The sequence below is a fragment of the Rhizobium sp. RHZ02 genome, assembly GCF_014851575.1.
GTDB classification, from domain to species: Bacteria; Pseudomonadota; Alphaproteobacteria; order Rhizobiales; family Rhizobiaceae; genus Rhizobium; species Rhizobium altiplani.
The window spans coordinates 468,512-492,142 of the sequence record NZ_JACUZX010000001.1 but is presented as its reverse complement, the minus strand read 5'-3'; the positions used below and the strand labels follow the sequence as shown (position 1 = coordinate 492,142).

The 23,631-nt window shown below is 59.8% G+C and carries 20 protein-coding genes and 1 pseudogene; 5 read left to right on the top strand and 16 right to left on the bottom strand.

Going from position 1 to position 23,631, the window contains the following annotated elements:
- Positions 1-46: 46 nt before the first annotated feature.
- Entirely contained in the window at positions 47-883 is an 837-nt protein-coding gene (locus tag IB244_RS02340; protein ID WP_169684161.1) for an SDR family NAD(P)-dependent oxidoreductase, read from the bottom strand.
- 35 nt (positions 884-918) lie between these two features.
- Entirely contained in the window at positions 919-1,665 is a 747-nt protein-coding gene (locus tag IB244_RS02335; RefSeq protein ID WP_169684163.1) for an SDR family NAD(P)-dependent oxidoreductase, read from the bottom strand.
- A gap of 172 nt (positions 1,666-1,837) precedes the next feature.
- Here IB244_RS02335 and IB244_RS02330 point away from each other — a divergent pair.
- Positions 1,838-2,371: pseudogene (locus tag IB244_RS02330) on the top strand (LysR substrate-binding domain-containing protein); the annotation flags it as partial.
- Between the two features lie 3 nt (positions 2,372-2,374).
- Here the strand turns inward: IB244_RS02330 and IB244_RS02325 are convergent.
- The 7 genes from IB244_RS02325 to IB244_RS02295 all read right to left on the bottom strand — a co-directional run bounded on the left by IB244_RS02325 (position 2,375) and on the right by IB244_RS02295 (position 8,653).
- Complete coding sequence (locus IB244_RS02325) at positions 2,375-3,364, bottom strand: sugar kinase (protein WP_169684165.1); 990 nt, start codon at positions 3,362-3,364, stop codon at positions 2,375-2,377.
- A complete protein-coding gene (locus tag IB244_RS02320) occupies positions 3,361-4,176 on the bottom strand; it encodes a carbohydrate ABC transporter permease (RefSeq protein WP_018860105.1) in 816 nt (271 codons plus the stop codon). The genes IB244_RS02325 and IB244_RS02320 overlap by 4 nt, the downstream gene beginning before the upstream one ends.
- On the bottom strand, positions 4,176-5,117 hold the full coding sequence (locus IB244_RS02315; protein ID WP_169684167.1) for a carbohydrate ABC transporter permease: 942 nt from the start codon (positions 5,115-5,117) through the stop codon (positions 4,176-4,178). Before IB244_RS02315 ends, IB244_RS02320 begins: the two co-directional genes overlap by 1 nt.
- Positions 5,117-6,448 carry an ABC transporter substrate-binding protein gene (locus IB244_RS02310; RefSeq protein ID WP_169684169.1) on the bottom strand — a complete coding sequence of 444 codons (1,332 nt, stop codon included), beginning with the start codon at positions 6,446-6,448 and terminating at the stop codon, positions 5,117-5,119. The genes IB244_RS02315 and IB244_RS02310 overlap by 1 nt, the downstream gene beginning before the upstream one ends.
- A gap of 51 nt (positions 6,449-6,499) precedes the next feature.
- On the bottom strand, positions 6,500-7,177 hold the full coding sequence (locus IB244_RS02305; RefSeq protein ID WP_192303034.1) for a GntR family transcriptional regulator: 678 nt from the start codon (positions 7,175-7,177) through the stop codon (positions 6,500-6,502).
- Between the two features lie 5 nt (positions 7,178-7,182).
- Positions 7,183-8,067: a dihydrodipicolinate synthase family protein gene (locus IB244_RS02300; protein WP_169684171.1), complete on the bottom strand. Its 885-nt coding sequence runs from the start codon at positions 8,065-8,067 to the stop codon at positions 7,183-7,185.
- Between the two features lie 142 nt (positions 8,068-8,209).
- Positions 8,210-8,653: an Lrp/AsnC ligand binding domain-containing protein gene (locus tag IB244_RS02295; RefSeq protein ID WP_312867196.1), complete on the bottom strand. Its 444-nt coding sequence runs from the start codon at positions 8,651-8,653 to the stop codon at positions 8,210-8,212.
- Positions 8,654-8,798: 145 nt separating this feature from the next.
- Here IB244_RS02295 and putA point away from each other — a divergent pair, with 145 nt between their 5' ends.
- Positions 8,799-12,509: a trifunctional transcriptional regulator/proline dehydrogenase/L-glutamate gamma-semialdehyde dehydrogenase gene (gene putA, locus IB244_RS02290; protein ID WP_192303032.1), complete on the top strand. Its 3,711-nt coding sequence runs from the start codon at positions 8,799-8,801 to the stop codon at positions 12,507-12,509.
- A 137-nt stretch (positions 12,510-12,646) separates the two neighbouring features.
- On the opposite strand, the gene IB244_RS02285 is transcribed toward putA, so the two are convergent.
- From IB244_RS02285 to IB244_RS02270, 4 genes are all read right to left on the bottom strand, one after another.
- Positions 12,647-14,155, bottom strand: coding sequence for an arylsulfatase (locus IB244_RS02285; protein WP_246734278.1), 1,509 nt, complete (start codon positions 14,153-14,155; stop codon positions 12,647-12,649).
- 74 nt (positions 14,156-14,229) lie between these two features.
- Entirely contained in the window at positions 14,230-14,601 is a 372-nt protein-coding gene (locus IB244_RS02280) for a response regulator transcription factor (RefSeq protein ID WP_192303136.1), read from the bottom strand.
- 81 nt (positions 14,602-14,682) lie between these two features.
- On the bottom strand, positions 14,683-15,336 hold the full coding sequence (locus IB244_RS02275) for a response regulator transcription factor (protein ID WP_169684174.1): 654 nt from the start codon (positions 15,334-15,336) through the stop codon (positions 14,683-14,685).
- Positions 15,333-17,222, bottom strand: coding sequence for a sensor histidine kinase (locus IB244_RS02270; protein ID WP_169684175.1), 1,890 nt, complete (start codon positions 17,220-17,222; stop codon positions 15,333-15,335). Before IB244_RS02270 ends, IB244_RS02275 begins: the two co-directional genes overlap by 4 nt.
- 190 nt (positions 17,223-17,412) lie before the next feature.
- On the opposite strand from IB244_RS02270, the gene IB244_RS02265 reads away from it, so the two are divergent.
- The 3 genes from IB244_RS02265 to IB244_RS02255 all read left to right on the top strand — a co-directional run bounded on the left by IB244_RS02265 (position 17,413) and on the right by IB244_RS02255 (position 20,367).
- Complete coding sequence (locus IB244_RS02265) at positions 17,413-18,420, top strand: HAD family phosphatase (protein ID WP_169684183.1); 1,008 nt, start codon at positions 17,413-17,415, stop codon at positions 18,418-18,420.
- Positions 18,421-18,525: 105 nt separating this feature from the next.
- Positions 18,526-19,380 (top strand): hypothetical protein, encoded by an 855-nt coding sequence (locus IB244_RS02260; RefSeq protein WP_192303030.1) that lies wholly within the window; start codon positions 18,526-18,528, stop codon positions 19,378-19,380.
- 198 nt (positions 19,381-19,578) lie between these two features.
- Complete coding sequence (locus IB244_RS02255; RefSeq protein ID WP_169684178.1) at positions 19,579-20,367, top strand: hypothetical protein; 789 nt, start codon at positions 19,579-19,581, stop codon at positions 20,365-20,367.
- Positions 20,368-20,395: 28 nt separating this feature from the next.
- Here IB244_RS02255 and IB244_RS02250 read toward each other — a convergent pair whose 3' ends face one another.
- The 3 genes from IB244_RS02250 to IB244_RS02240 all read right to left on the bottom strand — a co-directional run bounded on the left by IB244_RS02250 (position 20,396) and on the right by IB244_RS02240 (position 23,284).
- Positions 20,396-20,797, bottom strand: coding sequence for a DUF2721 domain-containing protein (locus IB244_RS02250; RefSeq protein ID WP_246733874.1), 402 nt, complete (start codon positions 20,795-20,797; stop codon positions 20,396-20,398).
- Positions 20,798-20,865: 68 nt separating this feature from the next.
- Entirely contained in the window at positions 20,866-21,525 is a 660-nt protein-coding gene (locus tag IB244_RS02245; RefSeq protein WP_112643292.1) for a hypothetical protein, read from the bottom strand.
- 85 nt (positions 21,526-21,610) lie between these two features.
- The gene (locus IB244_RS02240) at positions 21,611-23,284 is read right to left on the bottom strand and encodes an arylsulfatase (RefSeq protein ID WP_192241331.1); all 1,674 of its coding nucleotides are present in this window, start codon (positions 23,282-23,284) and stop codon (positions 21,611-21,613) included.
- Between the last annotated feature and the right edge of the window lie 347 nt (positions 23,285-23,631).

The window sequence follows — 23,631 nt, the reverse complement described above, 5'->3', positions numbered from 1 at the left end:
ATCAGTGGCAACGGTCTAGCCCAATCTTCTAAACCAATTCTCTGGCTTATGCTGCGTAGACAACGGACTCGCTGACGGACCGCCATTTTTGGTCGGAGGCGGCAAGGTTGTCAGCGGCCATCTTCGCTACCGCTACAGCGTCGCGACCAAGCAGGAGGCGAAGGGGAGGGGCATCCATGGCGGCAACATCCAGGAGAACCTTCGCAATCAGTTCTGGATCACCCGGCTGCCTCCCGTCTGAATCCCTGAGACGCTGCACTACAGGTTCAATAACAGGCTTGTAGGCCCCGCTGACCAAAGGCACATTCATTGAGGAACCCGCCCAGTTCGTCCTCATCCCGCCCGGCTCGGCAACTGTGACCTTAATGCCGAAGGACGCGACCTCCTTCGCGAGAACCTCCGAGAAGCCGCCTACCGCCCACTTGGCGGCTTGATAGGCACCGAGCCCGGGCCCGCCGACACGACCGCCGACAGACGAGATCTGGATTATGTGTCCCGCACCCTGTGCTCTCATAACGGGGAGAGAAGCTCGCGTCATATTTACGACGCCGTAGAAGTTCGTGTCGATTTGGGCTCGAAACATCTCCTCGCTCATGTCTTCGATCGAAGCGACATCCGCATATCCTGCGTTGTTAACGAGGACATCCAAGCGACCAAAAGTCTGGACTGCCTCAGCCACGGCGCGATGCGCAGCTATGGTGTCAGTCACATCCAAGGAGAGGGTTTTTACTTTTGAACCATATCGCTCGAGCAGACCACTTAGTTGAGCTTTCTCTCGAGCCGTTGCAACAACGTTTCCACCTGCTTGCAGTATGCTTTCAGCGAGCTGTCGGCCCAGGCCACGGGAGCTTCCCGTGATGAGCCAGGTTTTATTGTCTGTCATGTGATTTCTCCGTTTGAGGTTGGGTAACGGCAGCTTCAGCTGAGGAAGCCGCCGTCGACAGCAAGATGGGCGCCCGTGACATAGGAAGCGTCATTGGATAGTAAAAAGCAGACTGCCGTGGCTATCTCGGCTCCATGGCCGAGGCGGCCGAGCGGAATTCGCTCCGCGATTTTTCCGACTTCGTCTGCGTTGGAGTTCTGCCGGGCGACGGCGATAACGCCAGGCTGAATCTCATTGATACGGATGCCTCTCCTTGCGTATTCGATCGCAGCTGAGCGGGTGAGCCCGCGAAGTCCGTGCTTGCTGGCGCTGTAGGCTGACCGGCCAACAAGACCACGGTCGGCAAAGACGCTAGAGACGTTGACGATGCTACCGCCGCCGGCTTTTTCCATCGCTTTGATTTCGTGCTTCATGCAAAGGTACACGCCGGATAGGTTCACCCCGATGATTTCGGTCCACCGCTCTCCATCGAGATCACCAACCGCACGGTTGTCACCTGGGATTCCCGCGTTGTTCACCGCCAGATGTACAGCGCCGAACCTATCGATTGTTTGTGCAATCGTACGCTCGACGGCAGCTTCGTCACTGATGTCCGCGGGCAAAGTGATGGCCGTCCCGCCATCTGATGTGATCTGAGCTTCAATGTCTCTCAGAGATGCTTCACCCCTGCCAACGAGAGCCACTGCCGCCCCGCGTCCGGCTAAGGTCTTCGCAATTTCTGCGCCGATCCCGGTTCCAGCGCCCGTTACATACGCCACTTTATTATCGAACGGCTTTGACACGATGTTCATCCAACTTAAAAGACCAGTGGTCTTTTAAATAAAAGGCCAGTGGAACCTTGTCAAGTGGAGCATGTCACGATGCACTGGATGAGTAAGCGCTTTGTGCGTTGTAGAAACCCTGCCCATGATGATGGCTAGGTTTGGGTGCTTCGCCCCACGGGCCTGCGTGAAGGCTCGCATGCGCGACGATGGCGCCTGCGACTTCAGTGTCGCAGTCCACGAGGAGCCGGCGTCCTGGCACATCCGGCAGCCGCTTTTCAGCCAGTGTTCCGTTTGTGTCTATGACCCCACACAACTAAAGCGCAAAGCACCGCTGACGCTGGAAGACTTCGTCGATGCCGCCCATGTCACGGTGTCATTCGAGGGCAATAGCGCGACGAATCTCGATACAGTTCTTGCCAAGGCCGGCCTGCGTCGCCAGGTCGTCGCCACCGTGCCTCGCTTCTCGGCATTGCCGCCGGCACTGAGGGCAATGCCGGCGATCGCCACCATTCCGGAATCGATTGCCCGTTGCATTGCGCAGTTGCACGGGCTCGAGCTCTCTGAGCCACCGATCGAGCTTCCGGCAGATCCGGTGACGATGCTTTACCGGCGCGTAGATCGCGCGGACGGCCGCTCGGTCTGGTTCCGCAGGCTGTTCGTTGATGTCGTCGAAGGCGCGCTCAAGGCGTCCGGTTGTTCCATGACCGTGTCGAAGGCCGCATGATCTTCAAACGGCTTGGTCAGCGGGTCGGGTGACGTCGACGGCACGGGCCGGCCAGCTCGTCAACGCCTCATCAAGCTCTGCTCGATCAGGCGCCCCGATGCGCCCTCCAAACGTCCGGCACTTTATGGCCGCCGCCATCGATGACGAGCGCATAACATCCTCCATCGCCATGCCCTCGCAAAGCATCAGCGCAAAGGTTCCATGAAAGATATCGCCCGCGGCCAGCGTATCGACGGCTCTAATGCGTGGTGCCTCGAGATGACGAATAAGGGCGTCATCATCATCGAACCAGTAAGAACCTCTCTCGCCGAATGTCACGCTGACGAAGGCATGAGCGAACGTCTCCTTCAACTGGCGAACGATCGACACCGGATCTGATGCTCCCGTCAGTCGTTCGGCGGCCGGTTGCGAAAAGATAATGTGGCTTGCGGCCGGTCCCAGCATCTCGATCACGCCCTCGGGCGCAACGTCGCCATCGAGGATGGCAGGAATGCCTGCTTTTCGGGCAGCAAGCAATGTCTTGAGAGCAAGCTCTGGCCAACGCACGTCGACCAGAACTGCATCAAATGCCGCGATATCTTCAGCAGTGACGGGTTGAACGCCGTGATGCAGCCGCGGATCATAAAACGGTATGATCAGGCGTTCGCCGGCATCATCGATCAGGATCGTCGATACGGCTGAGCGGGCGCCTGCCACGCAACGCATGCCAGCGGTATCGATGCCGCTTGCAGCCAGATCGCCGATGATGCGCTCGCCGGTCTCGTCATCTCCGACAGCGCCCCAGATGCTGGCGCTCCCGCCAAGCCTTGCAACAGCATAAGCGGCACTCGAGGCCATTCCTTCTGCGATCTGCAACATGTCGGTTGGCAGCACTTTGCCTTGGCCGGCGGGAATGACATGGACCCTGAAGAGCGTATCGAGAACAGCGGCTCCGACGCACAGAATACGCCGCGCCGGCTCCGGCTGCTGCTTGGTCGGGATCGTCGGTGTCACTTCACCGCACCCGCCGTCAGGCCGGCAACGATCTGCCTTTGCGCAAAGACGGTCAGGATCAACACCGGCAGGGTGACGATCAAGGCCGCGGCTGCAAGCGGACCCCAGCTGACCTGCTCGAAGGACAGCATGTTGTAGACCGCGACAGGCAGCGTACGCGTCTCACGACTAGCAAGGACGATGCCGAACACGAAGTTGTTCCAGGAGAAAATGACCGACAGGATAAAGGCGACGACGATCCCGGGCCTTGCGATCGGGAGGGCCACCAGGCGGAAAACCTGCCAGGGCGTTGCCCCGTCGATGCTTGCGGCTTCTTCCAGCTCCATCGGCGTCGTTTCGAAATAGCCGATCATGATCCAGACGACGATCGGGACGGTTACGACGAGGTGAATGATGATCTGTGGCCAGAGCGTGCCGAGCAGGTTCAGCCACTGGAACAGCAGGAACAGCGGAATGAGGAAGGAAAGGCCGGGCGTCATACGCGCAATCATGATGACGACGGCGGATTTCTCGGCCTTCAGGCGGGCAATGCCGTAACCAGCCGGCACGCCGATAACAAGCGCCAGAAGCGTTGCCGCACCCGTTACCAGGACCGAATTCCACAGATAAAGGAAGAAGTTGTTCTCCTCGAACACCTTGAGGTAGTTCGACCAGGCGAAGCGTTCGGGGATGAAGATCGGGGGGAAGGCGCCGTTGTCGATCTCGTACTTCAATGACAGTGAGATCATCCAGAGGAAGAACAGCACCACCGGCGACACCATCACCAGAGCCACGAACAGAAGTCCGATGCGATCGAGTGCCTTGCGCTTCATCAGCGTGCCTCCCCGTCGGACCAGTTGGCGCGCTGCTTTATCATCAGCAGAATGAAGGAAAGCACAACGATCAGAACGAAGAAGACGACCGCCATCGCCGAGCCATATCCGATATCATAGTAGGAAAACGCGGTGTTATAGAGATAGATGTTGATCGTCTCCGACGCGGTGCCCGGTCCGCCCTGTGTCATCGCATAGATGATGTCGAAGCTCTTGACCGCGTCGATGCTGCGAATGATCACGGCGATCATCAGGAACGGCGCGATCATCGGCAGTGTCAGGTAACGAAACTTCTGCCAGACATTGGCGCCATCGATTTCCGCGCTCTCGTAGGGCTCGCGCGGGACGGCGGCGAGGCCCCCGAGCACGATCAGCATGACGAGCGGTGTCCACTGCCAGGTTTCCACAAGCACCAGGGAGGGAATGACGCTCATCTGGTTGTAGATCCATTCCTGCGGACCGATCCCGACATAGGAAAGCAGGTAGTTCAGGACCCCGAGCTGCGGGTGGAACATCATCGTCCAGACGAGCGCGATGGCGACCGGCGTCGCCATCATCGGCATCACGAACACCCCGCGTAGGATACCGCGCAGTGGAAACTGGGTATCGAAGATGAGCGCGGCCAGCGTTCCGAGAAAAAGCGGAGCGACGACCGACAACGTCGTGTAGAGCACGGTATGCCACAACGAGTCCCAAAAGCGCAGGTCGACCGCGAGGCGCAGGTAGTTATCCAACCCGGCAAAGGCCTGTGCCTGACCAAGCGTCCAGCTGTTGACGCTCATCCACAGGGTAAAGACCCAGGGAAAAACGATGACAGCCGCCACGACGATCAGCGCGGGAATGACGAAAGGCCAGTAGTTGGGAGCAAACCGACCCGGTTTGCTCCTCTGCTTTTGCTTGGCCTTGGCCGCGGTTGCGGCTTCCATGCTCACCGAAGACATTATCCCTCGCTTCGTGCCAGCACCGGCTCGAACTGAGCCGTCGCCGTCTTCAGCTCGGCAGCCGGATCGGCGCCACCGATCATGTTGGTGAGCCCGACGCCATAGATGTCGCGGAACTCCGTGACGGGAATGATGATCGGCAGGGCAAGCTGCGAAACCTTTGCGGAACCTGCGACAGCATCGAGCCATGCGGCCGGCATCTTCACGCCTTCGCGCACCTTCTGATCCTCAAGGACCGACTGACGGAAGGGAACGCCGGCGCCAGCCTGCAGCAGGCGCGCACCCATGTCATGGGAAATCGCCCACTGGCAGAAGAGATATGCGGCTTCCTTCTTCTGGCTTGCAGCCACGACGCCGAGCCCGTCGCCGGTTGTTGCCGCCGCCTGGGCCTTCGGACCCTTCGGCATGATGCCGTAACCGACCTGGCCGACGACACGCGACTTTTCCGGGTTCTCGATCGGCGGCGCAAAGCCAACGCCATCGAGCCACATGCCGATCTTGCCCTGCAGGAAGGCCGACTGGGCTTCTGCCCAGTTGAAGCCGGAGACGCCGGGAGGGGCGGCCTTGGTCATCAGGCGCTGGTAGAGCTTGGCCGCTTCCACAGCCTCTTCGGAATTGGTGCGCAGCTTGCCGTCCGCCCCAAGCGGGCTCGATCCGTAGCCGAGCAACAACGTCGTCCAGACCGGTGTATTGGCGTTCTTCAGGCCACGAGCGACGAAGCCATAGGTGTTGGTCGAGGGATCCGTCAACGCTTCGGCAGCGCTTGCCATTTCCTCGAATGTGGTCGGATAGGAAAGCCCCTTCTTTTCGAAGAGCGCCTTGTTCCAGTACACGATCCAGTAGTCCACCGAGAAGGGCAGGGAGCGCAGGACGCCTTCAGGGTCCTTGGCGAAGGTCATGCCGGCGCCGGCAAAGTCGCTCTCGACCAGCGACGGATCAGTCAGCGATGGATCCTTGAGGAAACCGCTGATATCGGCAAGCCAGCCGCCCTTTTCAAACTGTCGCTTCTGGACGTGATAGCTCATATGCACCACGTCGAAACTCGGCTTGCCTGAGCTCAGTTCGATCGTGGTTTTCTGACGCTGCTGCTGCTCTGGCGTCGCTTCTGCATTGACCTTGATGCCCGTCAGCTCCTCAAACTCCGGGAGATACTTGATGAGTGTCTCACTGCGAGGGCTCTTGACCAGATTGACTTCCAGCGTCGTGCCGGCAAAACGCTTCCAGTCGACGGCCGCCGATGCAGAGCGGATGCCCATGAGGCTGCCGGCGCCGAGTGCCGCGGTACCGGCGAGAAAGCCGCGCCGGGTGGGATTCAAGAATGATGATGGCATGTAAGTCCTCCTCTGTTGCCGCCGATCTCCTCATCGCCGGCTATGATGCAATTAGATCCGCAGGGCGCGATCCCTGGCGTGGTTGATGTGAGCGGCGAGGTTGTTCACCGCATCCTCGGCCGAGCGGCTCTCTATCGCCTCCAGGACCTTCAGATGCTCTCCCATGACGGGACCGACACGCCCGTCGATACGGAAGCGTTCCTGGCTGATCAGGCGCATCTTGATCGAATTGACCCGGTAGGCGTTGGAAATGATCGTATTGCCAAGCGCGTCGATGAAGGCGTCGTGCATGCCCCAGTCGACGGCTTGTGCGCGTACTTCAAGCTCGTGGGAGGCGTCGCCACTGGCGATGGCTTCGGCGATATCGCGATGCTGCTTGATGAGCCCGGCAATCGTTTCATCGGAGGCGGAGCGCGTGAAGAGCGCCACCGCCTCCTTCTCCAGGAAGAGCCGGAGCTGAAAAGCCTCGCGGATGAGATTGAGGTCGATATGGGCGATCTGCAGGCCGCGCTGCGGGACCGTCTTGATCAGTCCTTCGGCCTCGAGCCGCGGGATTAGCTCGCGAATCGCAGCAAGCGTCAGGCCGGTCAACTCGACGAGGCGGCGCTGGGAGACAAATTGGCCGGGACGCACGTCGCGCGCCAGCAGGTGGCGCGTGAAGCTTTCATACGCCTTTTCCCGCAGCGTCGGCTGCTCCTCCAGTCCGTCCATTGCCTCCCCCTCGTACATGGTGCCTATGCAGCCTTGGAGCGGAAAAGTGAATCGAAGGCAAGAGCAAGCCGCTCCTGTCCCTCGCCAGATATCGAAATGAGTGGTGGGCGAACCGCAAGCCAAACATCGTCGCAGGTTTGCCTGGCCACCATGACCTTGACTGCCGGGGTAACCGGATACTTCAGAAGTTCGGCGACAAAATCCTCGACGCGGGCATCGTCCCTGCCTTCTTCCGCCATCAGCTTGACCTCCGCAGGCAGGAAGTTCGCCATCCCGGAGATCGCACCTTGTCCGCCGAGGCGAACACCCTTTGCAAGGTGGCGCTCGTCGCCGATCAGGATGATGAGGTCACCGTGCGCCTTCAAAAGGGCTTCGGTGAACGGCCAGTCGCCGGACGAATCCTTCGCGCCAGTGACAACCGTTGGAAAGGCCGTCCGCAAACGCCCGATCAGAGACACGGTCAGGGGCACCATCGTAACCGAGGGAATATTATAGACGATGATGTCGCGCGCCCTGTCGCCGAGGATCACAAAGACCGCCGAGAACCATTTGAAGAGGCCGTCATCGCTTACGTTCTTGAAGTAGGAGGGCGGGGCAAGCAGGATGTTGCGCACGCCACGGGAAAGCGCATACCCGGCCTGCGCTGCGGCATCTTCGGCGGCGTCAACAAGCACTCCCATGACGATCTTCCGCGGCTCGATACCGGCATCCAGGAATGCCCCGAGGATACGTTCGCGCTCCTGGGTCCCGATCGACGATCCCTCGCCGGTGGTGCCAAAAAGCGTAACACTCGAACATCCCTCTGCAAGGCTTTGTTTTGCCTGCCTAATCATCGTGTCGACAGCGATCTCGCCGCTGATTTCGAACGGCGTGGCAAGCGCAACGGAAAGCCCAAATTTCTCAGTCAATATCCATCCTCCAAGGCAACGTGTTAGACGTAACAGACTGACATGTTAGTTGTAAATAGGTAATATCTCGCAATGGAAATTTCTCCTGCGGCAAGCAGGGCGGGCGGTGGAAAATTTAGGCTGGGCTAGGCAAGGCCGACCTTCAGGCGCCGTTTTCCTTGACCGCCTCCATGGCAACGAAGGTCGATGTGCTGGCGACGAAGGGGAGGCTCGATATCTTCTCGCCGAGCACGAGACGGTAATTGGAAATGTCTGATGTGCGGATTTTCAAGAGGTAGTCGAAAGCGCCGGCGATCATATGGCACTCCTCGACTTCCTGCAGCTTCCGCGCGGCGATGTTGAAGGCCTTCAGCGCGTGCTCACGCGTGTCGGAGAGCTTTACCTCTGTGAACGCGACATGGTTCTTGCCAAGTTTCTTCACGTCGACGATTGCGCGGAAGCCAAGAATATAGCCATCCTCGATCAATCGCTTTAGTCTGACCTGGCAAGGAGTGTTGGACAGGCCGACCTTCTTTGCAAGATCGGTAATCGACATGCGACCGTCGGCGACAAGGGCCTCGATAATCCTGTGATCGAACTGGTCGATTTCTCTGCCGTTTGCGATGGTAGTCACGACATTGCCTCTGATTTCCGTATAAATTAGGCAAATACATTTCATTCCAGCCTATTTCAAGTGAAATCAACTTCATAGATCTGCTATGTATCAGCCATACCTGATCTGGAGCAAAGACATGACGATCACCAACGATACGGTGGGCAACGAAACCAATGGCGCGCAGCCGCGTGACGCTGCAAATCCTTTCGAGGGTTTCGCGCCGGCGGTCCGACCGCAAAGCGAGCTGCCCCGTGCCATTACGGCAGCTTATCGCACGCCGGAGACCGTCTGTGTTCCGCGCCTCATCGGGGCTGCGACGCTGCCGGAAAAGGTCAGCCAAGACGCAGCTTCGACCGCTCGCAGGCTCATTGCAGCGCTTCGCGCCAAGCACAAGGGCACCGGCGTCGAAGGGCTCGTGCACGAATATTCTCTTTCGAGCCAGGAAGGCGTGGCACTCATGTGTCTGGCCGAGGCCCTGCTGCGCATCCCCGATACAGCAACGCGCGATGCCCTGATCCGCGACAAGATTTCTGAAGGAGATTGGAAGTCGCATCTGGGCGGTGGTCGCTCGCTCTTTGTCAACGCCGCGACCTGGGGTTTGGTGGTGACCGGCAAGCTCACCTCGACAGTCAACGATCGCAACCTCTCGGCAGCGCTCACCCGCCTGATTGCACGCTGCGGCGAGCCGGTCATCCGGCGTGGCGTCGACATGGCGATGCGCATGATGGGCGAGCAGTTCGTTACCGGCGAAACGATCGACGAGGCGCTGCAGCGGGCAAGGCCGCTTGAACAACGCGGCTTCCGCTATTCCTACGACATGCTGGGCGAGGCCGCGACCACAGGCGCCGACGCCGAACGCTACTACAAGGATTATGAAGCGGCGATCCACGCGATCGGCAAGGCATCCGACCGCCGCGGCATCTACGAGGGCCCCGGCATCTCGATCAAGCTTTCGGCCCTCCATCCCCGCTATTCGAGAGCCCAGAGCGCGCGCGTGATGGGCGAATTGCTGCCGAAGGTGAAGGCACTTGCGCTGATCGCCAAGTCCTATGATATCGGCCTGAACATCGACGCGGAGGAAGCCGACCGGCTGGAACTGTCGCTCGATATCCTCGAAACGCTGTGCCTCGACGAGGACCTTGCCGGCTGGAACGGCATGGGCTTCGTTGTCCAGGCCTATGGCAAGCGTTGCCCCTTCGTCCTCGACTTCATCATCGATCTTGCCCGCCGCGCCGGTCGCCGCATCATGGTTCGACTTGTCAAGGGCGCCTATTGGGATGCCGAAATCAAGCGCGCGCAGCTTGATGGCCTTGAAGACTTCCCTGTCTTTACCCGCAAGATCTACACCGACGTCTCCTATATTGCCTGCGCCAGGAAGCTGCTTGCCGCGACCGATGCCGTCTTCCCGCAGTTTGCCACCCACAATGCACAGACGCTTGCCACCATCTACCACATGGCCGGTTCCGACTACTATGTCGGCAAGTACGAGTTCCAGTGCCTGCATGGTATGGGCGAGCCACTGTACGACGAGGTCGTGGGCCGGCAGAATCTCAACCGCCCGTGCCGCATCTATGCTCCTGTCGGCACCCATGAAACGCTGCTTGCCTATCTTGTGCGCCGCCTTCTCGAAAACGGCGCCAACTCCTCCTTCGTCAACCGGATTGCCGACCCCAATGTCTCCATCGACGAGCTTGTCGCCGATCCGGTTGAGATTGTCGCGAGAATGCAAGTGCCCGGCCAGAAGCACGACAAGATTGCGCTTCCCTCCGACCTCTACGGCCAGCGCCGCAACTCTGCCGGCCTTGATGTCTCCAATGAAACATCGCTGCAGGCGCTTACAGAAGCACTGAAGGCGAGCGCCACCGTCTCGTGGTCGGCCGCGCCAACCAACCAGACCGAGGCGGGAACTGCCCGCAACGTTCTCAACCCGGCCGACAACCGCGACGTTGTCGGAACAGTACGCGAGGCAACCGCAAAAGAGGTCGCCTCGGCAGCCGCGATCGCTCTGAAAGCTGCTTCGTCCTGGGGATCGGTAACGCCGGGTCAAAGGGCAGCACATCTTGATCGCGCTGCCGACATCATGCAGGCGAGGATGGAGACCTTGCTCGGCCTCATCATCCGCGAAGCCGGCAAATCGTTGCTCAATGCGATTGCCGAAGTGCGCGAGGCAATCGACTTCCTGCGCTACTACGCCGAGCAGACCCGCCGAACTCTTGGCCCTTCGCATGCGCCACTCGGACCGGTCGTGTGCATCAGCCCCTGGAACTTCCCGCTGGCAATCTTTACCGGGCAGGTGGCTGCTGCTCTTGTTGCCGGCAACCCGGTTCTTGCCAAGCCCGCGGAAGAAACGCCGCTGATCGCCGCCGAAGCAGTTCGCATCCTGCATGAGGCTGGTATCCCAGACGATGTCGTCCAACTGGTTCCCGGCGACGGAAGGGTAGGGGCGGCCCTGGTCGCAGCGCCTGAAGCCGCCGCTGTGATGTTTACCGGCTCGACCGAGGTCGCCCGACTGATCCAGGCGGAACTGGCCAAGCGTCTGTCAAAGGATGGCAAGCCGATTCCGCTGATTGCCGAAACTGGCGGTCAGAATGCCATGATCGTCGATTCCTCGGCGCTCGCCGAACAGGTCGTTGGCGACGTGATCGCCTCGGCGTTCGACAGCGCCGGGCAGCGCTGCTCGGCACTTCGTATCCTGTGCCTGCAGGAAGACGTCGCTGATCGCACGCTGGCCATGCTCAAGGGGGCGTTGCGCGAGCTTTCGATTGCCAACACCAACCGGCTGGCCTCCGACATCGGCCCGGTAATCACCGCCGAAGCCAAGGACATTATAGAGAAGCATGTAGATGCCATGGGCCGTTCCGGCAGTGCCGTGGAGCGCGTCGAATTGCCCGATGCGACCACGAATGGCACCTTCGTTGCGCCGACAATCATTGAGATCAACAAGATCTCTGAACTCAAGCGCGAAGTGTTCGGGCCTGTTCTCCATGTCGTTCGCTGGCGCCGCCAGGACCTCGGCCACCTGATCGACGAGATCAATGCAACCGGATATGGCCTGACCTTCGGGCTCCATACACGCCTCGACGAAACGATTGCGAACGTTACCTCGCAGGTGAAGGCCGGCAACCTCTATGTCAATCGCAACGTCATTGGCGCAGTTGTCGGCGTCCAGCCCTTCGGTGGCCGCGGCTTGTCGGGCACCGGCCCGAAAGCGGGCGGGCCGCTCTATCTCGGGCGGTTGGTGACGACGCCACCAATCCCACCGCAGCACAGTTCCGTCTACAGCGACCCGGCTCTTTCGGACTTTGCGAAGTGGCTGGACCAGCAGGGCCTTTCCGAGGATGCTGAAACGGCACGCCATCTCGGCAGCCAGTCGGCCCTGGGACTTGAAACCGAACTTGCCGGCCCCGTCGGTGAGCGCAACCTCTATGCTCTTCATCCCCGTGGAGCGATCCTGTGCGCTCCGGTCTCCCAGACCGGCCTCATTCGCCAGGTCTCGGCTGTGCTTGCCACGGGCAACAGCGCGGTAATCGAATGCGATGGGAGCCTCCGCACGACGCTGAAAGATGTTCCCGTCAGCGTCGCGCAGCGGATTTCCTGGAGGAAGGCAACTGACGATACCGAGCCCATGGCCGGCGCACTTGTTGAAGGCGATGCTGATCGTGTCTCCGCCATGCTCGCAAAGATCGCCGCGATGCCGGGCCCGTTGCTGCTGACCCAATCCGCTTCGACAGAAAAGCTCGAGCACGATCCGGATGCTTATTGCCTCAACTGGCTTCTGGAAGAGGTATCCACCTCGATCAATACCGCCGCGGCCGGCGGCAATGCCAGCCTGATGTCGATCGGCTAGGTCGATCGACGAAACCAGATTCCCTGCTTCAGGCGCAACCAGCTGCGCCTGAAGCAGGGTTTGTTTTCCGTGTACTTCACTCCGGAACTGGCGACCATGGAACGAGTTGTGCTTGAGTTCGCGCAAGGCTGCGGCAGCTAAAACCTTGTCATGTTCGCCGCCGGCGGGTTTGGTGATCGCGCAAGGCTCGCCTTATATTCTCCCACCGCCTGCAGCAGCGGCCCCAGAACCCAGTTGTACATCTCGCCGATATTGTGTTCCTCCTGTGGATCGGCCTCGATGTTGAACACTTGCGGATAACCGTTCATGGGTGCAGCACTCGCGCCAACGCCTCCCATCAACGTTGCGCCCCCTGCGCCGCTACGGCCCGGCGCCACGTTGACGAAATACGCACGGAACTGTTTCCAGCGGGCTGCGACCAATTCCGACCCGACGAAGGTCAGCAGGTGATCACGGGCACCGTCGTCGTCCTCTCCTAGCAACAGGCTGGTTTGATCCACACCGTCGATTGGCCGGTCATCCGGCACTTTGGCGCCAGCGATGTGGGCGAAGGTCGGGAAAAAATCCATGATCGAAAACATCGCGTACGAAGATCCCGGTTTGATCCGTTGCGGCCAGCGTATCGCCGCGGCCGTGCGTATCGCACCTTCGCTGATTTCGCCAAGCGCACCACGATACGGTCCGGAACTGCCAATATCCGGCATGTCGCCGCCGAAGCGGTTTGCGCCAGGGCCGTCCGGTCCATTGTCTGATGCAAAGACCACGATCGTATCCTGCTCGACCCCAAGGTCCTTGATTGCGTCAAGCACCGTTCCAACAATCGCATCGCCCTCCATCAGGGAGTCCCCGAACTGACCAATCCGCGACGCGCCCTCGAACCGTTTCGAAGGCAGGTTCGGGAAGTGCGTGCGCGATATCGGCAGGTAAAGGAAGAACGGCTTGCCCGCCGATTTTTGCCGCTTCATGAAGTCGATGCCGTGATCCGCCAGCTCCCAATCGATTTCGCGGCGGACTTCCTCGGTGTATGGCTTCACGGATTTAAGTGGCTGGCCGCGGCTCGCTTCGACGATTTGCGGCCCCTTGTCGAGAGGGATATCGAGCGCGTTCGTCTGCCTTGCCTGCCGGATCATTCCAAATGCGTCCCAGGTATCGCCGGGCGGAATACCGTAGAATTCGTCGAAACCCTGGTTTTGCGGTTGACTGTAGGCTTGCGCGCCGAGATGCCACTTGCCGAAGATTGCGGTCGCGTAGCCTGCGTCATGCAGCATTTCCGCCATCGTGACTTCGTTTGCCGGTAAGGAAAAAGACGTGCCCGGAACAGCAACCAACGACAGTCCGGAACGAATGGAATAGCGTCCTGTCATCAAGGCTGCGCGAGACGGCGTACAGGAGGGCTCGACCAGAAACTGTGTCAGTCGCAGCCCTTCGGAGGCAAGCTGGTCAATGCGCGGCGTCGGCGATCCACGCAAATTCCCGCCTCCGTAAACGCCGATGTCTCCGTAGCCGATATTGTCGCCGAGAATGAACACGATGTTCGGTTTTGCTTGCTGAGCGGATGCGGTTCCGGCAGAAAACGGATGCACGCTGAGGCAGGACGCCATTGCTACTGCTTCGGCCATCGGCCGCCAGTGTCTAAGCCATTCCATATTAGACCTCCCTGTTAGCCTTCTGGCTGGTCAGTCTGCCTGAGCTTCGTGGCGGTCGGTCATCGTCCAAGAACTCACGATCCGATCGCCTTCTTCACCGCGTCGATGAGTCCGACCCCTGCGAAAGGCTTTCGCAGATAGGCGACACACCCGGCTCGTTCTGCCTGGATTTTCAGGCGGGGGTCTTCGAGGGCGGTGATGAAAATCACCGGCAGTTTCGATCCTGCCTCTTTCAACTGGTGCTGCAATTCGATCCCGGACATGCCGCCGAGGTCGATGTCCAATACGAGACAGTCGATCAGGATGTCTGGATCGCGACCGAGGAAGGCTTCTGCAGATTGGTACTCAATGGCCGGAAATCCGTAAGCGTAGAGCAGGCGTCCGACGCTTCGACGCAGGCTCGCATCATCATCGACAACCGCGACAGTGCCGCGCAGCTTTCCCACTATCATGCCCCCATTGTGACATTTCTCGTGATCCGCAGTTGGCACCCATTGTAGGCGCGTCGTCGAAAACTCGATATTGCCCTAAGGGGAAGGCGGCCCGTCACTTTGCGTCACACGTCGTACTTGTCCGTGGTCGAGCCCGATGTCCGCGGCAATCGAGACAGCCTCCGCAAGCGACCTTGCTCCGAGCTTCTCCATAACCTGATGACGGTGAACCTTTACCGTGCGCTCCGATATACCAAGGGCGTAGGCAATTTGCTTGTTGAGATGGCCACGGACAACAAGCCCAAACACTTCAGCTTCGCGGGCACTGAAGCCAGCCACCAAAGTCCTCATTTGCTGCCGGCGCTCATACTCGGTCCTGCGCCTCTCATACTGAGCCAACGCGCGCTGGATGGTTTCCATCAGGACCGCACCTGAACTCGGCTTCTCCAGGAAGTCTTGGGCGCCCGCTTTCATCGCGTCGACGCCGGCCTTTATGTCCCCTTGCCCCGTAAGAAACACAATCGGAAGCAGCGGTGCGAGCTCGGATAGTTGGTGCTGTACCTGCAAGCCGGACCGACCGGGCATCTGCAGGTCAAGAAGAACGCAGCCCGGCTCGCAGCCTGGAAGGCGGGCAAGAAACTCATCACCGGATTCATAGACCTCCACTGCGATGCCATAGGCGGAAAGCAGCCGTGCCGTTGCCGTGCGGTAAGATTCGTCGTCATCGACGATATGGACGACCGGTTTCATGAGTGTCGCTCTCCGCCTCGGGCAAGCGGGAGCGCCACACGAAAGATTGCGCCACCTTCAGGTCGGTTGGTCGCAGAGATCGTTCCGCCGTAAGTCTCAACAATCGCGCGCGCGATGGAAAGGCCAAGACCCGTTCCTGCCTGCTTTGTCGTGTAGAACGGCTCGAAGATGCTGGACAGGCGTTCCTGCGGAATTCCGTTGCCCGTGTCGGCCACGCAGAGCTCGGCTTTCTCCTTCACAACTCCTGTCGCCAGCGTCAGAATCCTGCTGTCGGACCCCGCCTCGGTCATGGCATCCATCGCATTGGTGGCCAGGTTGAGGACAACCTGCTGCACATGAACCTTGTCTGCGCGCACCGGTAGCTCTGTCGTCGGCCGCTTTGTCTTGAGCGTGATCCCCCTGCGTTCCGCCTCTCCGTGAATGATGCTGATTGCGTTCGACGTGACATCGTTCAGGTCGAACTCCTGCCAGTCGATCTCGCTTCTTTTCTTGAGCAATCCTCTCATCCGGCCAATGATGTCGCCCGCACGCTGATCATCTGCCTGGATATCGAGAAGGATCTGCTGGATGAGCTGAAGGTCCGGGCTGTCATTTTGAAGCAGTACAGAGGCAGCCTCCGCGTTGTTTCTGATGGCCGACAGTGGCTGATTGAGTTCATGGGCAACGGAAGACGACAACGCCCCCGCCGTCGCAGACTGGTTCAGGTGGACAGCTTCGAGCAGGTGAAGTCGCGACCGGCTCTCTGCCTCCTGGCGACGGCGTCGCTCGAGAAGTAGGGCTGCGATGACGCCGGCCTGCATCAAAAGGACACCAAACGCTCCTGTCACTGCCAACCAGTGGCCTTCCCAGAGGCCCTTTTCCCTGTACATCTGGATGGTGCCCGCGGGCAGGTTCTTTTCCGCCAAGCCCCAACGCTTCAGTTGTCGCGCGTCGACGATGTACGTCTGGGGCGCTTGAATATCCTTAATCGGCCTACCGGCAATGGCATCGAGGACCAGGTTGCCGACGGTCTGACCCAAAGTTTCAAATGTGACGGTATTGCCGCCGACGACCCCGTAGTTGATGTAGGTCTGGTAGGGGCCGTAAACCGGAGCACTGGCCGTTGCAGCAATTTTTCCTATCGCTTCGCGCGGTATGAAATTCCGCCCGGCCTGATCCTTGAAGACCGTCAACGCCAGTATGATGCTGTCGGCAGGGACTTCGGCTGCCCGTTCAATGAATTGCTCGATCGTCAGGTTTTCGAGGTAAGTCGTTTCGTACGACTTGGAGAATTCGGCGAGGTCGGCGCGCGCCGTTGCCAGCCAACCCTGGTCGAATTCAGATGATCCGCCGATGATGTAGAGGTGACGGGCGCCGGGTTGCAGACCTCGCGCCATTTCCGCGGTCTTCAGAATGTCGAATGTCGTGAAAGCGCCGATCACGTCATCGGGAAGGTCGATGTTTTCAGAGGTCGAGTTGCCGAAACCGGCCGCAACTATCTTCGCGTCGGGAGCGATGCTTGCCCGGTTTGTCGAAATGAAACTAGCCGACTCCTTGCCCAGCGCGACAACGACGTCCGGGCGACGGATGGCATACTTCTCTGCCATGTACCGCCCCAGTCGCTGGACATGTTCAGCCTCCGGAAACCGCGACAGGTCCAGGAACTCGGAGAACAGATCGATCTTCCCACTGGTTGCTTCAAGGAGCCGGCCTCGCAGTGCTTCCCCGGCAGCCGTGGTCGCCGCGATCCTTTCGTCATATGGATAAAGTATGAGAACCCGCGGCGACCGATCGAGAGGCGGTGGAGTGGTTTGAGAGGCAGCGAATACGACCGAGGCCGTCAGAAAGAGCGGTGCCAGCAAGGCGCCGGCGCACCGCAATCGACCTTCCCCCTTGCCCGAAGCCATCGTCCAACTCCCAAAGCTCGCGCATGATAACACCTTGTCGCTGAAGTGTCATGCGTCGCCAAAGCCACTCATGGTTGCGCGGATTCCCCAAAGGGCAATATCGCGGAGGGAACGCTTTCGTTAGAGTCGATGCATGCCGGAAGAGAAGGAACGCGCAGCCCGCGCCACGCTTACCCTGGGGGTAAAAACAATGTTCCGCCACCTCGTCAACGCGCCACTCTACGTGGCTGCCGCCGTCATCTTTGGTGCGTTCGCCTTCGCAATATCCGCGTACGCACAAAGTGATCCCCTGCCGTCCTGGAATGATACCGGGCCAAAATCGGCAATTGTGTCGTTCGTGGAGAGAGTGACAAAGCAGGGATCACCCGACTTCGTCCCGGAACCGGAACGGATCGCCGTCTTCGACAATGACGGGACCTTATGGGTCGAGCACCCCATGTACACCCAGCTTGCTTTCGCCCTTGACCGCGTGAAGACCCTTTCTCCGCAGCATCCGGAATGGCAGAACGTCCAGCCATTCAAGGCCGTGCTCGACGGCGACATGGAGACACTCGCCGCATCAGGGGAAAAGGGTCTGCTAGAGCTCATCATGGTGACCCATGCGGGAATGACCACATCTGATTTTGAGAAGGTGGTGACCGACTGGCTTTCGACGGCCCGCGACCCGAAGTTCAAACGACCCTACACGGAACTCGTATACCAGCCGATGGTCGAGCTGCTTTCCTACTTGCGCGCCAACGGCTTCAAGACGTTCATCGTGTCGGGCGGCGGGGTTGAGTTCATGCGTCCATGGACCGAGAAGGTCTACGGCATCCCGCCGGAGCAGGTTATCGGTTCCTCGATCAAGACGCAGTTCAAGATGCAGGACGACACGCCGACCTTGTACCGTCTGCCGGAAGTCAACTTCATCGACGACAAGGCCGGCAAGCCGGTTGGGATCAACCAGGAGATCGGTCGTCGTCCCATCGCAGCCTTCGGCAATTCCGACGGCGATCTCGAAATGCTGCAGTGGACGACAATGGCAGGCGCGCCTGCGCGTCTCGGGGTCCTCATTCACCACACCGATGAGGAACGTGAATACGCCTATGACCGCAAGACGGACTTTGGCCGCCTCGACAAGGCGCTCGATGCGGCCGCGATCACAGGCTGGACCGTCGTCGACATGAAGGCCGACTGGAAAAAGATCTTCAAGGACTAAGCGGCTCTGCTGTTTGGGAGATCGCCACACCAGAAGTCTCAGACTTCAAAACGGGGCGTGGAAGGTGATGCAACACTACCCCGTTCCAACTGCGAGGACACATCCATGAAACTCGACCGATTGACTACGCTCATCCTGCTCGGAAGTGTTGCCTTGAGCCCCGCCGCCTTTGCCCAGGACGCACCGAAAAAGCCGCACGTGCCGTTGGAAAAGACGATTGGCGTGGTCACGCCGACAGGGCCGGTCCCGTCATTGGCGGTGCTCAATTCGTCTGGCGCGAAAATGGAAAGCGGCAAGCTCATTCTGACCGGCGTGTCGGCCAATTCGATCGTCTTTGCCGATCGGCCTGTTCGGGCCGCAGGGCATGTGACGACCGAACAATTCATCATGCAGTGGGACGACGGCAAGGACAACTTTGCGGTCGACCCGCCGAACGCAACGGTGTCGGTTCTGGGCGGCGACGGTTCAGATGTCAGCGACGCTGTCGTGACGCTCAAGACCCCTAAACTGGATGGGACGACGCTCACCTTCGATATAACCGTTCTGGAGGGCAGCCTTAATGGTGCCTCCGGACCGGCAGCCCTCTTCATCGATCATTTCGGCGGTGGTGGCGGAGGGTTCGGTGGTGGAGGATTCGGCGGCGGAGGATTCCACGGAGGAGACTTTGCCGGTGGTAGCTTCGGCGGCGGAGGCAGATTCGGAGGAGACATGCGCGGAGGAGACTTTGCGGGAGGTTTCAGGGGGGACGACGTGCATGTCGGCGACACCAACATCAACCGCGTAGGAGGTACATACTGGCAGGCGCCCGTCTATCATGGTGCCTGGTATCGTGGTGCCCCGGTTGCCGCGGGCGTGGTTGCAGGCGCTGCGGTGGGCGCGGCCGCAGCGCGACCCTACTACTACAACTCCTACTACAACGGTCAGCAATGTGGGTACTATCCGTTCCCACCTTGCTATTGATCCCAGCAAGGGACACGTCGCTTTCGTGGCGTGTCCCTGCCAGCAGGAAAGCAAGACTGAGGCCAACGAGCCACAGTCTCAGGCATTCTGTTGCTCCAGCAAGTCCGAATAGCCGTTTCGGCTTGCCGAACCCCATTCCCGTCACACACTGTCGACCCGGAAGCAATGCTGGGCGGTAAACGAGATCGGGGGATTCTCATGAAGACCATTCACTTGCCAGCGATCGTCATGCTCGCAGTCCTGTCGACCGCATCGCTCGCCAATGCGGCTGATCTCACACCCCTGGCACCCGAAGCGAAAACGGTCGAGACCCGCAGCGGCTGGGAATTCACCGTGGCGCCCTACTTCTGGGCTGCCGGAATTTCCGGGAACGTACGGCAATTCGGGCTTCCTGAGGTCAATATCGATGCCGATTTCGGCGACATTCTCGACAATCTCGACTTCGCCTTCATGGCTACAGCCGAGGCACGATATGACCGCTACAGCGTCGTCGGCGACATTGTCTACGTGAAACTGGGGGCCGATGCGCACACGCCGCGCGGCATCTTCGCCGATAGCGTCGGAGTGACGTCGGAGACATTTGCAGGGCTTCTGGGCGTGGGCTACGCCGTACTCGAAGATCAGAATGGCCACCTCGACGTGTTCGGCGGCATGAAAGTCTGGTCGGTTGAGACCGACATCACCTTCAACGGCGGACTTCTGGCTGGTGTGGAGCGGGATGACAGTGCCACGTGGGTGGACGCGGTCGTGGGCCTGCGCGGAAACTACTTCTTCACCCCCGAAATCTATGTCACGGGATGGGGGCTGGTGGGCGGTGGCGGCGCCGACGTTGACTGGGACGTGGGCCTCGGCCTCGGCTACAAGTTCAACGACACCATCTCGGCAGTGGCCGGATACCGTGCCATAGGCGTCAACTACGAGGATGATGGTTTTGTCTTCGACGTCGTCCAGCAGGGGCCGATCATAGGGGTAGCCTTCCACTTCTAGTGAAGGCGAACCCGCACAGTTCGATCTATCACCGCAACTGACGATCTTTGTGCTCGCCTTGGGAGAGCCTGATGTCCTGCAGGAACCGGAACAGGGATCCAGCCAGAAAGCAAAGCGACGCGATGAAAAGCACGGCGGCGCCTGGTTCGTGGCGGTACCCCAAGAATGCCACAACAAAGCCGAAGAGGAGTAACAGCGTCACCCCGATCCCGGCAAGGACAGCGAGGTGCAAGGCACTGTTCAAGAGCAGCTCCCGCCGTCTGAGTTCGCCGATCTCCTGCTTTAGCCTGGCTCGAACGAGGTCAGCTTCATCGATCTCACGGAGGTTTCTGATCCGCTCGGTAACGGAGGAGATCCGGTTGACGAGCACGGCCACCATCGCCGCGACGCCGTTGAGCATAAACGCCGGCGCCACCGCGTGATTGATCATTGTTGAAAGCTGATCGGCCTCGACTGACATCAGGCACCCTCGATCTCGACGGAACGAACAATGCGCCGCTACGGAATGACATTGACGGCGCGCGCAGCCACGAGCACGAGCGTCAACAGAGCAATGGCACTTTCGATCATCATCAGTCCCTTCGCACGTCTTGTCAGCGGCAGCACGTCGGTGGGACTGAAGGCAGCCGCCGTATTGAACGCGAGGGAAAGATAGTCGACGTAGAGCGGTCGCCAGTCCGGCGCGGCTAGCTCGGGAGCCGACGCCTGCGGGAAAAGCCAGTCGGGTCGTCCTGCCATGCTACGCGCGAGGCGCGCGGGACCACCCGCGTCGATCTGCCAGTAGAGCAGCGAGAAGGTCAGAACGTTGGTGATCCAGATCGTAAAGGATGACGTCAACAGCGAAACCGAACGCGTCTCGGGCGGATGAACGGTGATGATCCCGACCATGTCGCCAAGCTCTGCTGCCGTATTCCCCGCGTAAACACTGGCGAGCAGCATGATCGCGACATGCTCGACACGCAGCCACACGGCATTGTCGCTGGAAAGCGTGACAAGGACCATCGGTACAATGGCTGCCACCAGAACCGCGTATGATATCCACCGTGGCAGGGCGTAGACGTGATGCGGCAGCACCTCCAGAAAGGCAAACACCCCGAGGATTGCCAACACCGGAGCCCACCGCGGTTCATCATGATCTGCTTGGGTGAAATCGCTCATCGTTCGGCCCTCTGCAGCCCTTGGGCATACCGATGTAGCGGCCGCCATGTGGCGGCCGCTACAAATGTCGCTATTCGCCTGCGCGTCAGTCGTGACCAGTCTTCATTTCGCGGACCTGCTGCATCACTTGCTCCAGATTGTAGCTTGCAGGGCTCTGAAGCGGCGGAAAGTCGATGTAGGTCTCGAGATGCTTCAGCCACAACTGCTGGCCGATGGGCAGGATGTTCCAGTCGTAGACATAGGCGGTGGACGGTGACGCGATGGCGCCGCCTGTACCGAAGAGCGTCTTCAACTGTTGTCCGACCGAGGTTTCGAACGGGTCGCGCTTGATGTTGACGACCTGCGTCCAGGCGTAAGGCTGCACGCCGCCGATAAACCCAGCCGGATCGTCTGACACCATGGCGAAGTACATCTTCCAGTTCTTGTAGCGGACTGCCGACGGCTCCTTGCCGGAATAGTACAGGAACGAGTCGCGCTTGGATGGCGACTTGCCTTCCAGGAAGTCGCGCTGATCAATCCCGTCGAGCGTGGTCTTGACGATGCCAGGATACTTGCCTGCCTCGATCTCTTTTTTCAGGCCGTCCCCCTTGGGCCCACCGGCGATATTCACAAAGGTCGGCAGCCAGTCAAGGGCCGAGAACATCTCGTTCTTGACCGTACCGGGCTCGATGTGCCCCGGCCAGCGAACTACGAGCGGCGCACGCATGCCGCCTTCCCAGGTGCTGAGCTTTCCGCCCTTGAACGGAGTGGTGCCGCCGTCCGGGAACGTGATCGTCTCGGCGCCGTTATCGGTGGTGAAGACGACGATGGTATTATCGAGTTCGCCCATCTCCTCGAGTCTCTTCAAGACGTAGCCGATGTTGTCGTCCATCTGCTTCATGCCGGCTTCGTTGACGCCCCAGTCCTTGCCGCCCTGCTCACCCACCATGTTCAGGTACTTGTCCGGCAGCACGGTGGTGATGTGCATGCGCGCGGGGTTGTACCAGACGAAGAACGGCTTGTTGGTCTTCTTCGGGTCGTTGCGGTCGAGGAAATCGATGACCTTGGCGGAGATCTCTTCGTCAACCGTCTTGGAGCGCTCGAGCGTTAGTGGCCCTGCGTCCTTGCATGACTGGTTGGCCGGGGACCCGTCGGAGGATGTGCACGCGAGCATTGGACGCGGCGGCGTCAGGCAGGTCGTGGTTTTTGCATCCACCGCCGCCGGATCTTCCGCCATGCCAGGAATGGGCGTGTTCCTGCAAGGTGGCGCGATCCCTTGCTCGGTTGAGGTCTTGTTGATATCGGGGAAGCTCACCCCCTGCATGGCGTCGAGGTGATAGAGATAGCCCCAAAATTCCTGGAACCCGTGCGCCGTCGGCAGGGATTCGGTGGTGTCTCCGAGATGGTTCTTGCCGAACTCACCTGTGGAGTAGCCGAGATCATACAGGAACTTGGCGAGGTGAGGCGTGCCGGCCCGCAGGTAGGACGGACTTCCGGGGATCTCCGGCAGAACCATGCCGACGCGCACCGGCTGCATGCCGGTAATGAACGCGGTCCGCCCCGCCGTGCAGCTCTGCTCGGCATAGTAGGTCATGAACTTCGCGCCTTCCCGGCCGATGCGGTCGATATTGGGGGTTTCACCGACCGCGAGGCCTTGGTGATAGATGCTCGGCTGCATCCATCCGATGTCGTCTCCCATGATGAACAGGATGTTGGGCTTCCTCTCCTCCTGCGCATGTATTGTCGCGGTACTCGCAAGCAGGCTGCCCGCGACCGCCATTGCGGTTGTTATCAGCTTCGTGGTCCGTCTCATTTCGAATGCCTCCCTCTGGGGGCCGCCTCGATGACGGCCAAGGTTGGTTGAAAGACGAGTCAAAGCAAAAGAGGGTTTTCTCGGCGGCGCCCAGTTCACTACCCAATGGGCAGGTCTGCTCCGGTAAAGACGCGGCTCACGGCCGTAGGTGACCCTCGACTTGCAGAAGAGGACTTCCACTCTTCCAACCATTTTCTACAGTGTATTAGAGGATGCAGATATTGCCCTTTAGGGAATCGCCGTGATCAACCGCTGTGCTTGCCAGAGATGGAAGCCGTCCGCGACGACGCGTTCTTTGCGAGCGCGTCGTGGCT